Here is a 13,880-nt window from a genome sequence, read left to right as displayed (position 1 = left end):
ATCCCGAGCCCACCCTGGTACGTCTACGCTTAGCGGATCAAGTCGTAGTTGTAGTCGGTGGTTCCCATACCTTTGGTTTCTTTGTCCAACTGTTCCAGTACGCAGTTGACCAGGGTGGTCAGGATGTACATGGAGCCTTCGTAACCCAAGGTCGTCATTCTGTGCAGATGATGACGGTCGAAGATGGGGAAACCGATACGGATCAGCGGCACTTCAAACTCTTCACCTTTGTAATAGGTGTCGCGTTGAATGAACTTGCCGTACGAGTTACCGATCATGAAGTCCGGTTTGTTGGTGAACATCAATGAACGGAAATGCCACAAGTCGCGTCCGATGTGTACGGTGGTGTTTTTGCCGTAAGGAGATTCGGCCAACATCGCTTCGCACGCTTTTTTCCAGCGTTTGTTGGCGTGGTTAACCAATACGTCGGTTACTTCAGCGCCCAATTCCAGCAAGAATTTAGTCATACCCAACACGAAGTCCGCATCGCCGTACAATGCGAATTTTTTGTCGTGCAACCAAGCGTGCGAGTCGGTCATCATGTCGACCAAACGACCGCGTTCTTTTTCCAGCGATTCGGCAATCGGCTTACCGCTCAACTCGGAGATTTTCATCAAGAACGCGTCGGTCCATTCCAAGCCCATCGGAATGTTCAGTTTAGGCACGTCTTGTTTCCAAGTGGTTTCGACGAATTTTTTGGTTTTTTCCAATTGCCAAGGTTGCAACAGCACGGTAGTGATCGCGTTCGGCGCATCTTTGACTTCGTCGTAAGAAGTACCGCCCGAGTACATACGGAAAGTACCGTCGGCAGGCGTATCCAGAACTTCGGTAGGATCGCTCAACAAGGAATAACCTACGCCCATCTCTTTCATCATGCGATGAATCACGCGGTAGTTACCCAAGTAGGTTTCGAAACCCGGAACGAAGTTGATTTTACCGTTGGAACCGACTTCTTTGTCTTCCATGTAGTTCAGGGTGTAGTACCGGATGATACCCTCGAACATGTTGTCCCAACCGGTAACATGGCTACCAACGAAACTTGGAGTATGCGCAAACGGTACCGGATACTCTTTCGGAATATGGCCTTCGTTTTTGGCGTTGTTGATGAACGCGTTCAAGTCGTCGCCGATAACTTCCGCCATACAGGTGGTCGATACGGCAATTACGTCCGGTTGATACAAGGCTTTCGCGTTTTCCAAACCGGCGAAAATATTTTTTTGTCCACCGAATACCGCTGCGTCTTCAGTCATGGAGTCGGATACGCAAGACACCGGCTCTTTGAAATGACGGTTGAAGTAAGTACGGAAGTAGGCTACGCAACCTTGTGATCCGTGTACGTACGGCATGGTTTTTTCGAAACCCAATGCGCACAATACCGCGCCCAGGGGCTGGCAAGCTTTGGCGGGGTTGATTGTGATCGCTTCACGTTGGAAGTTCAGCTCTTGGTATTCTTTGGTAGTGGTCCATTCGAATACTTCATCGATTTGTTCTTGCGGAAAACGCTCTTCGTACAGGGCACGCTTTTCGGCAAGGTTGTCCTTGTATTCGTCGTTGCGAAATAAAGGGTAACTAGGTTCAATTTTGTCGACTTGTTGGCTCATAGTAATCTCCTAACGCGCCACTAATCTGTGGACAGGCGTGATTGGATTAAATCGGGTGTTGTGCACCGATGTTCGTTGGGCATCGCGCAAAGCAGGCCGCTCTTGCTTCGGAGGGCAGGTGAGCAGCGGCTGCGCCCACCTTGCGCGTGCACATTACGCGACGGCTTTAACCGGCTCGCTTGCTGCCTCGGCTTTCCAAGGGGCCTTGACTTGTTTCCAGCAAGGATTGTTCAAGGTCATGTCCATATCGCGGGCGAAGATCGCGAAACCGTCGTAGCCGTGATAAGGGCCTGAATAGTCCCAAGAGTGCATTTGCCGGAATGGGATACCCATTTTTTGGAAAATGTATTTCTCTTTAATACCGGAACCGATCAAGTCGGGTTGCACTTTTTTAACGAATTCTTCGAATTCGTAACCGGTGACGTCGTCGTACAACAAAGTCGCATTGCCGATTTCTTTAATGGTACGGTCGTAGTCGTCGTTATGACCGAATTCGTAACCGGTACCGACCACTTCCATGCCCAAATCTTCATAAGCACCAATAACGTGGCGAGGACGCAGACCGCCGATGTACAGCATGACGCGTTTGCCTTGCAGACGTGGTTTGTATTTGGCGATAACCGCTTCGTATTCGGCTTTGTAGCGTTCGATTACGCGCTCTGCACCTTCTTTGATGGTGTCATCGAAGTGAGCAGCGATTTTGCGCAAAGATTCAGCAATTTTGGTCGGGCCGAAGAAGTTGTACTCGATCCAGGGAATGCTGTACTTTTCTTCCATGTGCCGTGCAATGTAGTTCATTGAACGGTAGCAGTGGATCAGGTTCAATTTAACTTTCGGGGTTTTTTCGATCTCGGCGATGGTACCGTCGCCGGACCATTGAGCTACTACGCGCAGACCCATTTCTTCCAACAAGGTACGTGAAGCCCAAGCGTCACCACCGATGTTGTAGTCACCGATAACGGCAACGTCGTAAGGAGTGGTTGGGAAGCTGTCGTCGCCGTCGCGTTTGTCCAAAACCCAGTCACGGATCGCGTCGTTGGCGATGTGGTGACCCAGAGATTGCGATACGCCGCGGAAGCCTTCGCAACGAACAGGCACAACGGTTTTGCCGATGTCTTTGGATTTCGCTTTGGAAACCGCTTCGATGTCGTCACCGATCAAACCGATTGGGCACTCGGATTGGATAGAAATACCTTTGTTCAATGGGAACAATTGATCGATTTCATCGATACATTTGGCCAGTTTTTTGTCGCCGCCGAATACGATGTCTTTCTCTTGGAAGTCAGAGGTAAAGTTCATCGTTACGAATGCGTTAACGCCGGTGGTACCGATATAGTAGTTACGACGACCGGCACGGGAATATTGACCGCAGCCGACAGGACCGTGTGAAATATGGATCATATCTTTGATAGGACCCCATACCACACCTTTAGAACCGGCATAGGCACAACCGCGGATAGTCATTACACCCGGCAATGATTTACGGTTGGAGGTAATGCATTTGTTGGATTTTTCCAACTCGTGATCGTTGACGGCTAAGTGTTTAGCCCGGTCTTTTTTTGCTTTTTCAGGGTAGATTTCGAGCACTTCTTGGATAAGCGCTTCGGTTTCTTCTCTAGTCATGGCAGCCATGATGTAATCCTCCTATGGTCGCGGGCAATCTCCCGACATAACCAGTTTTGAGAAATCGTTGGCAAGCAACGAGTACTGCTCGCCGTTTAAAGGGTGGGACAGCACAAGGCAACCCCACCCTGCTTGGCTAATTACTCTTGAGCAGCAGTTTTACCAATAGCGGATTCGTCTTCCGCTTCCATGATGCCGAATTCCATCAACAAGTCTTCCAGCTCGTCCATGGTGATCGGGCTTGGGATGACCAATTTTTTGTTTTCGATGATTTTTTGAGCCAAAGCGCGGTATTCGTTAGCTTGTTGCGCGGTTGGATCGTATTCGATAACGGTCATACGACGGATTTCAGCGCGCTGTACAACGTTGTCGCGTGGCACGAAATGGATCATGAAAGTACCCATGCGTTCTGCCAAAGCCATGATCAGCTCGTCTTCGCGGTCGGTGTTACGGCTGTTGCAGATCAAACCGGCCAAACGCACGCCGCCGGAGTTAGCGTATTTCACGATACCTTTAGCGATGTTGTTGGCAGCGTACATAGCCATCATTTCGCCTGAGCATACGATGTAAATTTCTTGGGCTTTGTTTTCGCGGATAGGCATAGCGAAACCGCCGCAAACAACGTCACCCAATACGTCGTAGAATACGAAGTCTAAGTCGTCGTCGTAAGCGCCTTCTTCTTCCAAGAAGTTGATAGCGGTGATAACACCACGGCCTGCGCAACCTACGCCGGGCTCTGGACCGCCGGATTCAACGCATTTAACGTCGCCGTAGCCGACTTTCAATACGTCTTCCAGTTCCAAATCTTCAACGCTACCGGCATCGGCAGCCATTTGCATGATGGAGTTTTGCGCTTTCGCATGCAGGATCAAACGGGTAGAATCGGCTTTAGGATCGCAGCCGACGATCATGACTTTTTTGCCGGCTTCAGCCAGAGCCGCAACCAGATTTTGCGTAGTGGTCGATTTACCGATACCACCTTTACCGTATATAGCACATTGACGTAATGCCATGACATTCTCCTCTTGTGGGCGTGTTGTTAATGACAATGCTATTAATGCAATGGCCATGCCAAACAGTTTTTTACCCACAACATCCTGTTTATATTATATTTTTTTAAAATAACCACAATCAAGGCGTGGATGCATAACGACAATTTGTTAGCCGATGTCATGTAACCAACATAGATCATGTGGTTTTGTGGCCGTCTGCTACCGGCGTTATCTCAACAAGGCATACTCCTAAACAGAAGTTTGCGCATATCAAGGCCGTCCCTACCGATAGTGCGGGCTTGTTTTTAGCGATTTGATGACTTATGAGGCGCGAGGCTTGCGCTGGCCGGTCAAGCCCGAAAGTTCGGTTATGACCGATTAAGATTGGAAACTTGGTAAACCAGTTGTATCTGCCGGTCATGCCGCCAGCACAAATAGTTTGGAACCTGCAAAATGGTTTTGTTAGCGCGACGAGCGCTTACAAACGGTAACTCCCTGCATTTGCCGTTTATTCGGCAAACGAGGCGAGGGCTTAGCGCCTAAGAATCAGGGCGGCGGCTAGCAGCATCGCCCTGATGCCGGCACTCAAGATTGCTGCCGTCTTTCTGCGCGCTGCCGTTTACGCACCTTCCAACGGTGGGCAACATGCCAATGCCAAAAAGCGTTCATTCCGAAATAACCGGCGGCGGAACAGGTAACCCCCACCACCAAGCAACCGAACAAAAACGGCCCGCCGATGTCGGCCATGCTGGAAAATACGCTGTCCAGCGCAAATTCGCCGTCGAAATGCGGTTTATTCAACAACCAAATGCCCACTAAATAAGCAAAGTAAAACAAGGGCGGCATGGTTATCGGATTGGTAATCCATACCAGCGCAACCGAAATGGGCAAATTAGCGCGAACGAACAATGCTCCGGCAGCGGCCATCGCCATTTGCGTCGGTGACGGCACCCAGGCGAAAAACAGGCCGACCGCGAATGCCAAGGCAACCGAATGGCGATTTAAATGCCACAAATTCGGGTCATGCAAACGATCGCCTAAAAACTGCAAGCTTTTTATCGATTTGATTTTTTCGGGATCCGGTAAATATTTTTTTATTATTTTTTTAGGCATTTCTACACTCTGCGTAGCTTGGGAAGCACTTAAGAATTCTATCAGGTTTAAGCAAGGCGCGGATACGCCTGCCTGCCTCGCCCCAAAGTACATAGCTCAGCGACCGATTCAATTTGTTAACATATGTTTACATTTACTAATTTTCCGACAGGAGCGCATTTATGACCTGCTCTGCCGCCCGCATCGCATCGCGTGTGCACGGTTTCCCCTGGATATTACTGTTTTCGGCGATATTACTTTCCAACGCTGCAAACGCCGTACCGACGACGACCCGCATTTCTCTAACGTCCTCGGGACAACAAGTGGCGGGCGCCAACCAAAATCCGAGCGTATCCGCCGACGGCAGCGTCGTGGTCTTCGAATCGCTAGCGCCGCTGTTACAAGACGACAACAACGGCAAGGCCGATATTTATCTGGTAGATATCGTTTCCGGCGAAGTCGAACTGATTTCGGTCAATTCCGACGGCATCGTCGGTAACGCGGCCAGCAACCATCCGACGATCTCGGCTAACGGCCGTTACGTCGCCTTCGAATCCGCCGCCACTAATTTAGTCGACAGCGACAGCAATAAAGCGGTCGACGTGTTTTTACACGATAGGCAAACCGACGACACCATTCGAGTTTCGGTGAAAAGCGACGGCAGTCAAGCCGACAACTTCAGTCAACATCCGGCCATTTCGGCCGACGGCAGCACGATCGCTTTCGAATCCAAGGCGACAAATTTAGTCGCGGGCGACACCAACGGCCTGATCGACATCTTCGTCCACAACTGGGCTGCTCACACCACCGAGAGAGTATCCATCGCTGGCACCGATACCCAGGCCAACGGCCCCAGCGAAAGTCCTACCCTATCCGGCGACGGCAAATTCGTGGCGTTCAGTTCAATAGCCGGTAATCTGGTGGCGGGCGACAGCAACGCTAAATACCACATCTATGTACGGGATAGGGCTCAAGCGCAAACGCTTAGAGTCAGCCAAACCGCCGACGGCGTATTGGCCGACGGCGACAGCTACGCACCCAGCATTTCGGCTGATGCGGTTTACGTCGCGTTCGAATCCGATGCCACGAATCTCATCATAGGGGACTACAACGGCTTGCGCGATATTTACGTGCTGGACAGGAAGTACCAAGAACACAATAACCCGCCATTCGCCCGCATGGTCAGCCCTTCGTTGGAAAACGCCTATTCCTCGAATGCCACGATCAGCAGCGACGGTCGCTATGTGGTTTACAGCTATCGAGCGAACAACGTCAACCAAATCCTGGTCGGCGATACCCAATACGGCCGCTTCAACAATGTATCGGTAGCCACGTACATACCGCCCTGGATCGCGCCTTACGGGCAAGCCGGTAACGGCAGCAGTGCCAATCCCAGCATATCGGCTAACGGCCGCTTTATCGTATTTGACTCGGTCGCTACCGACATTGCCCTTGGGGATACCAATAACAAAGACGACGTGTTTTTGCACGACCGCGGCGCTTACCAATGTTTCGGTTTTTACCCGGATATTTTCGTATTTCCCACCCAAGTCACCATCAAAGGCAGCAATGCCTCCGACGTTATTATCGGCAACAGCAAAAACAACATCATTAACGGCGGTAAGGGTGACGATATCATTTGCGGCTTGGACGGCAACGACAACATCAAGGGCGGCGACGGCTACGATTCGATAGACGGCGGCTACGGCAAAAACGTCATCAACGGCAACAACGGCGACGATTACTTAATTGCTGGCCCGGATAACAACGTCATCAACGGCGGCAACGGTAACGACATCATCGTCACAGGCCCCGGCAACGACCGCATCAACGGCAACAACGGCAACGACGAAATCCACGCCGGCGACGGCAACAATCGAGTCAATGGCCAAAGCGGCGACGACACCGTTACCACAGGCACAGGCAACGACATCGTTAACGGCTCCGCCGGCAACGACACCCTGGACGGCGGCGACGGTACCGATAAATTAAGCGGCGGCCCCGGTACCGATACTTGCAACAATGGCGAAAAATACCGCAGCTGCGAAACACTCGACCAATAATGCCTTAGCTCTCAAGGACAAGACTCAGGCTAAGCGCTGCTCTTGTCCTTGAGATTTTGATGAAATGGCAGTACGGTCCGCTTTATTCGCCACGGTTTAAGCGCTCTCTACACTGCGCGGCGAAAACCCGAAATCGGCGCGCACCGGATGCGACCGCCCAACGTGTCAGGTATTTACAACCATTCCACCAAGTCAACAGCAGCAAAATTAGATTTTTACCCGCATTTAACAGCCTGGCCGGCAAAGCTCGCGCCCACAAGCCCGGCCGGACGGCTTTATCCTGCAAGTGCCCGTGGCGGTATAACCAGTGGGCAACGCCGCTAGTCCACAGCAACAACGGTACGAACCCCAGCAAAAACCATAACAAACGCCCCCCGCTACCGAAGGCCTCGCCGGTATGTAGCGGCCATTGCCAGGTGGTGAAGGTCTGGCCGGGCGTGTATAAAATCGGATTGTTGACCGCGCGAATCTGCCCGCTCCACCGGTCTATCCACACCGTAGTAAACGAGTGGCGTTGATTGAGTTCGCGCCGCTGCCGCAAATTGACTTTGTAAGTTCCCAATTCTCCGGCCGGGGTAGTGACTCGCCGCAATTCGGAACTCGGAAACAGGCCGCGGGCGACCAATACCGCTTCCTCAACTGAAATCGGTCTGCCGTTAGGCACCGCGGTACTGCGGACATTCGGCCCGGCATCGCCGTGCCCCATGCCGCCAGCCCCGGTCCACGCCTCCAACAATGCCGGATTGGCCAGATGAAAACCGGTAAATGCCAGCAGCAATAGCAAAATCGCGCTCGTAAGTCCCAGCAGCCGATGGCTGTCCATTAATAAGCGCATCAAACCCGCATCGTGGCGTAGGCGCAACGCCTTGAGCAAATTGCTCCGTCCCGGCCACCACAGGCACAAGCCACTGAGCACGGATAGCATCAGCAGTACAGCCAAACGTGCCACCCAAACTCTGCCGGCCGCGTCCAATAACCAATGGCTGTGCCAATCGGCCACCCAGGTAGTCAAGGTTTGCCCCCAAAACCGATTGGCGAGCACCCGCCCCGTATAAGGATCCACCGCAACCATCAGCGGTGCGTACCACAGATCTACGCTTTCGCGCGGTTTTTCGAACCAGGCCGTCAGCACACCGTCAGAACTTACCGGCATTTCCAAGACCCAGGAACCGTGTCTATCCGGGTGGGCTTTTCGAATTTCCGCTAATATTGTATCTAACGGCAAAAACTGATTCGCCTTAGCCTCGACATGCAGCTCGGGATTGAACAGCTTATCCAACTCTTCCCGGTAAACGCTGAAGCTGCCGGTAATTCCCTGCAGTACAAACAACAGCCCGACCGCCAAGGCTAAAAACACATGAGATTGACGCCAAATCTTACGCAGCAAATTGTGAGGCAGGTTGAACGACATGAATAAGCAACCGGTTAATAAAATCCGCCAGTGTACAAAACGCAGCCTAGCCACGCAAAATTCTCCGGAGATGCGCTGACACCGCAACCCCATGTGGTGGTCGCTCGCCTTCGTAGCCGGGATAGCCTGGGTACAACAATTGACCCGCTTGCCGGATGTGCCGGAAGCTCTAGCGCTGTGCGCCTTGACTTTCACGTTCGGCCGCACCCGGCTAGGCTTGCGACACTGGGGGTGTGCGTTGTTGTCGGCAATATTGTGGGCGTCGTTATTCGGCCACTGGCGCTTGGCCCAGCGTTTGGATGCACAATGGGAAGGCCGTGATGTTCGCATTGAGGGCTATATTGCCGACTTGCCGCGCATCGATCAGCATAGGATCAGCTTCGAATTCGCGGTGCTGAAAGCCGCGCCCGGCATTCCCGGAAAAATTCGTCTCAGCTGGTACGAACCTACTCCCCTGCTAAAAGGCGGACAAAGTTGGGCATTGACAGTACGCCTGAAAGCCCCGCACGGACGCAGCAATCCCGGCGGCTTCGACTACGAGGCCTGGCTGTTCGCCAACGGGATAGACGCCACAGGTTACGTGCGAACCAACCCGACCGCGGCACACGTAACATCCCCGCCGTTCTCGCCGACCAGAACGCTAGCCGCCTGGCGGCAGCGCATTTCCGACAACCTCGATCTCGCCATGCCGGCCGAGGCTGGTTTAGGCATCGTCAAAGCGCTGACGATAGGCGATCAGCAACAAATCGATCGTCCGCAATGGCAGCTGTTCCGCCGCACCGGCGTGATTCATCTCATGGTCATCTCGGGCGCCCATGTCAGCCTGATCGCCGGCCTGGTGTTTTGGGCCGCCGGCCGGGCCGCCGCTTGGCTGGGGCCCGGCAAACTAGCGCCTCCCGCAATCGCGGCAGCGGCGGCATGGTCGGCGGCCTTGCTCTACGCCGGCTTAGCCGGCTTGACCATACCGGTACAACGCGCCCTGGTCATGTTAAGCATAGCCCTGCTGGCCTTGGCTTGGCAGCGGCATAGTTCGGCGAGCCGCACCCTTTGTTTGGCCTTGGTTGCCGTCACCGCTTTCGATCCGTTGGCCGTGATTTCGCCCGGTTTCTGGCTATCGTTCGCCGCCGTCGCTTGCTTGCTGTATATATCCGGCGGACGTTTGGTACCGGATTCGGCTTGGCGGCGCGCCGTTACGCTACATATCGCCATGGCGGCCGGCTTGACGCCGCTATTGATTCTGTTTTTTCAGCAAACCTCGCTGATCGCCCCCATTGCCAACGCGTTGGCGGTCCCACTGGTCGGCTTAATCGTCACCCCGGTTGCGTTATCGGCAGCCGCTCTAGGCTTGCTATCCAGCGAATTAGCCGGCGTTTTGCTTTGGCCGCTTGGTTTTATCATCAATGGCTTATGCGATGCGCTAAACCTGTTGGCTACCATTCCCGCCGCCAGTGTCTCGCTGCCGGCGCCGTCGTCCTTCGCGCTCGCATGCGCACTGGCCGGCGTCGCTTTAGCCTTGGCACCGCGCGGCTTGCCGGGCCGGCACTGGTGCGCGGTGTTTTGCCTGCCGCTGCTGTTTCCGACGCGCGACCTACCGCAACATGGCGATTTTCGCTTAAGCGTGTTAGATGTCGGCCAAGGTCTGTCGGCCGTGCTGGAAACCTCGGAGCACGTACTGGTCTTCGATACCGGCCCGCGTTTCTCCGAACAGGCCGACATGGGCGAAAGCGTGGTCTTGCCGTATTTGCGTTACCGCGGAATCCGCCGAATCGACACGCTAATAGTAAGCCACGCCGACAATGACCATAGCGGAGGCACCGCCTCTTTACTGGCCGAGATGCCGGTCGACACCATCTACAGTAGCGCCCCTTATTGGGCCAAACAACAGCGCGGTCGCTATTGCCGCGCCGGCCAGCAGTGGGAATGGAACGGGATTGGCTTTCGCATGCTTGGCCCGCCGGAACACCCCTTTGCCTCGGAAAACGACAACTCTTGCGTCTTGCAAATCAACGGCCCGCACTTTGGCGTATTGTTCAGCGGCGACATCGAACGCGCAGCCGAGGATAGTTTGACCAGCGGCTATGGCGGCAGTCTGGCCAGCACTATTTTGATTGCCCCGCACCACGGCAGCAAAACCTCTTCGAGCCCGGCATTTTTGCAGCAAATCAAACCGGCTTGGGTACTCATTCCGGCCGGTCACGCCAACCGTTTCGGCTTTCCGCATCCTGCCGTTAATGCCCGCTACCAACAATTGGGCGCTTCCGTATTGATCACCGGCCGGAGCGGTGCGATTGTAGCCTCCGTAACCGGCAACCATCTGGACATGCAAACTTGGCGCGCTTCGCAACGCCGCTATTGGTTAAGCCCACCATGACCGGCACTTCTCGAATGGCGGCAACCTTGCCGCAACGGCCAAGCTAAAATCGTCAGCACATGGAAAGACGCCGTGGGGCCACCCATTCGTTACGGTTTAACAACATTGACGCTATGATAGCTGCAGCTTATTTTTCAAACGCCTTCACACTATGTTTCGCAATTTTGTATTAAAGGCGCATTCCCGCCGATAATCACAACGTACCCCCTCTCTCAAACCATGGCATCAACAACATATCGATGAACTACCGCTTTTCCGACTTGGTCGACATCGAACAGTTTCACAGTTTGCTGCAATCGTTATATGAAGCGACCGGCATACTTCATGGTTTGATCGACACCGACAATCAGATTATCAGCGCGGCCGGCTGGCAAAAAGTCTGCACGGATTTTCACCGCGCCACCCCGCGAACCTTGGAGCGCTGCCAACAAAGCAACTGCGCCTTGGCGGACAGCGTGGCGGAAGGTCAATACTGCGGCTGCGCATGCACTAACGGTCTATTCGATTACGCCACGCCTATCATCGTGGAAGGCCGGTCATTGGCGACCTTACATTTCGGCCAGGTGCTGCACGAGCCGCCCGATTTGGAGTTTTTTCGCAAACAAGCGCAACAAATGGGTTTCGACGAGGCGGAATATCTTACGGCGATTCGGGCCGTGCCTATCATTGAGCGCGAGCGTATCAAACCTATCATGAACTTCTACGTGCAGTTGGCGCAAATGTTGGCCGGCAACGGTTTGAACCGCTTAAAACAGAGGGACACCGAAAAGCGTCTTGCGGACTTGAATGAAAATCTGTCCCGCCACGTCGCCCGGCGCACCGCCGAACTCACTGAAACGAACCGGCAATTATTGGCCGAAATCGAGGAACGGGAGCGAACGGCGGATGCACTACGCGACAGCCGGATACAACTCCAGGCCATCTTGGATTCTTCGCCCATCGGCATAGGCTGGTCGAATGTGAACGGCCAAATAGAGTACATCAATGAACGCTTTATCGATTTGTTTGGTTACAACTTAACCGACATTCCCACGATAGAGCATTGGTACCGGCTGGCTTACCCGGACGAAAACTACCGTAACCAAGTCGTCGCCAAGTGGGTGCAGGAAACCGCCGAGGCTCGCTCTAAAGGCCTCAAGCCGCCGCAACTGGAAGCTTCGGTGACATGCAAGGACGGCTCGATTCGGCGGGTGGACATGATCGTCAATTGGGTCGGCAACCGCCGCTTGGTCAGCTTTCACGACATCACCGACCGTTGGCGCGCCGAACAGCACGATCAAGCCCGAAAATCGACCCTGGAATTAATTGCTACCGGCGCATCGTTACCGCAGATTTTGCTGGACATCGTGCACAATTTGGAAGCCGAAAACCCGGGGATGCTGTGCTCCATCCTGTTACTGGACCGGGACGGCCAACACCTGATACACGGTGCCGCACCCAGTTTGCCGGAGTTTTACAACGAGGCGATTAACGGCATCAGCACTGGCGTCGGCGTAGGTTCTTGCGGCAGCGCGGTCGCCACCCGCAAACGAGTCATCGTGGAGAATATTCAAACCCACCCTTACTGGGCGCCTTATAAAGAACTGGCCGCATCGGCCAAGTTAGCGGCCTGCTGGTCCGAACCGATTTTATCGTCCAAAGGCCGGATACTCGGCACCTTCGCAATCTATCACCATCATCCGCAGGCGCCGAGCGAGCGGAATTTGGAACTGATAGAAAGCGCGGCCAACCTTGCCGCCATCGCCATAGAACATTCGCAAACGGAAGCCGAACTGGAACGCCAGGCGCATACCGACTTTTTAACCGAAATCGCCAACCGCCGGCATTTTATGGCATTGGCGGAAGTCGAATTGGCCCGCGCCGTTCGCTACGGTTCGGCCTTAACGCTATTGATGCTGGACATAGATTATTTTAAAGCGATCAACGATAGATTCGGTCACGACACCGGCGATCAAGTACTCAAGCAAGTGGCCGGCATTTTGCGTCAAACCTTGCGAGAAGCGGACCAAGTCGGCCGGCTGGGCGGCGAGGAGTTTGCCGCGGTTCTGCCGGAGACCGCTTGCGAGGAAGGCAAACAGATTGCCGAACGTTTGCGCATAGCGGTATCCGCCGCCAACTTGGCGAACAAAGACGACATTCCGGTGCGGGCCACTATTTCGATCGGCGTTGCAACGCTGAATCATGGCCCGGAAAATTTGAACGTCCTGCTTAAACGCGCCGACCAAGCGCTTTACGCCGCCAAAAAACACGGCCGCAACCAAGTACAAGCCGCCGACTGTTCCGCGGCGAGTAACGCCCATTATCCGGCCGGCTTAGTGAAACTGAGCTGGAACAACACCTACAAAACCGGCAACGAATTAATCGATCATCAGCATGAAACCTTGTTCCAATTAGCGAACGATTTATTAGCGGCCGCTATCGCCAAAACCCCGTCCCCGCAAGCCGCGGCCATTCTGAATGATCTGGTCGCAACGCTGCAGCAGCATTTTCACGACGAAGAAACCGTGCTAGCCCAAATCGGCTTTCCCAATCTGGAACACCACACGAGCTGCCATAAGCGCCTTAGCGAGTTAACCCTGCAGCGCGTAGCCGCGTTTCGCCGCGGCGAATTAGGAACCAGCGAACTATTCGGATTTTTAGTCCACGAACTCATCGCCAAACATATGTTGATCGAAGATCAGGAATTTTTACCCTACCTGAAAAACCATTCGTCAACCGAGAGCTAGC

8 protein-coding genes are annotated in these 13,880 nt (G+C 53.8%); 3 read left to right on the top strand and 5 right to left on the bottom strand.

Annotated features, from left to right (window positions below):
* Nucleotides 1-29: 29 nt before the first annotated feature.
* The 4 genes from nifK to AB0A83_RS04910 form a co-directional block, all read right to left on the bottom strand.
* A complete protein-coding gene (nifK, locus tag AB0A83_RS04925) occupies nucleotides 30-1,601 on the bottom strand; it encodes a nitrogenase molybdenum-iron protein subunit beta (protein ID WP_150047214.1) in 1,572 nt (523 codons plus the stop codon).
* A 153-nt stretch (nucleotides 1,602-1,754) separates the two neighbouring features.
* On the bottom strand, nucleotides 1,755-3,233 hold the full coding sequence (gene nifD, locus AB0A83_RS04920) for a nitrogenase molybdenum-iron protein alpha chain (RefSeq protein WP_150047213.1): 1,479 nt from the start codon (nucleotides 3,231-3,233) through the stop codon (nucleotides 1,755-1,757).
* Between the two features lie 131 nt (nucleotides 3,234-3,364).
* A complete protein-coding gene (nifH, locus tag AB0A83_RS04915; RefSeq protein WP_150047212.1) occupies nucleotides 3,365-4,237 on the bottom strand; it encodes a nitrogenase iron protein in 873 nt (290 codons plus the stop codon).
* A 564-nt stretch (nucleotides 4,238-4,801) separates the two neighbouring features.
* The gene (locus tag AB0A83_RS04910; RefSeq protein WP_150047211.1) at nucleotides 4,802-5,329 is read right to left on the bottom strand and encodes a DUF2062 domain-containing protein; all 528 of its coding nucleotides are present in this window, start codon (nucleotides 5,327-5,329) and stop codon (nucleotides 4,802-4,804) included.
* A 161-nt stretch (nucleotides 5,330-5,490) separates the two neighbouring features.
* Between AB0A83_RS04910 and AB0A83_RS04905 the strand changes: the two genes are divergently transcribed.
* On the top strand, nucleotides 5,491-7,371 hold the full coding sequence (locus tag AB0A83_RS04905; RefSeq protein ID WP_367155553.1) for a hypothetical protein: 1,881 nt from the start codon (nucleotides 5,491-5,493) through the stop codon (nucleotides 7,369-7,371).
* Between the two features lie 82 nt (nucleotides 7,372-7,453).
* Here the strand turns inward: AB0A83_RS04905 and AB0A83_RS04900 are convergent, their stop codons facing one another.
* Nucleotides 7,454-8,836 carry a PepSY-associated TM helix domain-containing protein gene (locus tag AB0A83_RS04900; protein ID WP_367155552.1) on the bottom strand — a complete coding sequence of 461 codons (1,383 nt, stop codon included), beginning with the start codon at nucleotides 8,834-8,836 and terminating at the stop codon, nucleotides 7,454-7,456.
* 37 nt (nucleotides 8,837-8,873) lie between these two features.
* Between AB0A83_RS04900 and AB0A83_RS04895 the strand changes: the two genes are divergently transcribed.
* Both AB0A83_RS04895 and AB0A83_RS04890 read left to right on the top strand, forming a co-directional pair.
* The gene (locus AB0A83_RS04895) at nucleotides 8,874-11,153 is read left to right on the top strand and encodes a DNA internalization-related competence protein ComEC/Rec2 (protein ID WP_367155551.1); all 2,280 of its coding nucleotides are present in this window, start codon (nucleotides 8,874-8,876) and stop codon (nucleotides 11,151-11,153) included.
* A 239-nt stretch (nucleotides 11,154-11,392) separates the two neighbouring features.
* Nucleotides 11,393-13,879 carry a diguanylate cyclase gene (locus AB0A83_RS04890; protein ID WP_367155549.1) on the top strand — a complete coding sequence of 829 codons (2,487 nt, stop codon included), beginning with the start codon at nucleotides 11,393-11,395 and terminating at the stop codon, nucleotides 13,877-13,879.
* The last annotated feature ends 1 nt before the right edge of the window (nucleotide 13,880 follow it).

This window comes from Methylomonas sp. HYX-M1, from assembly GCF_040741385.1.
Classification (GTDB): Bacteria; Pseudomonadota; Gammaproteobacteria; order Methylococcales; family Methylomonadaceae; genus Methylomonas; species Methylomonas rhizoryzae.
The sequence above is the reverse complement of the archived record's forward strand: the minus strand, read 5'-3'. Positions and strand labels throughout refer to the sequence as shown.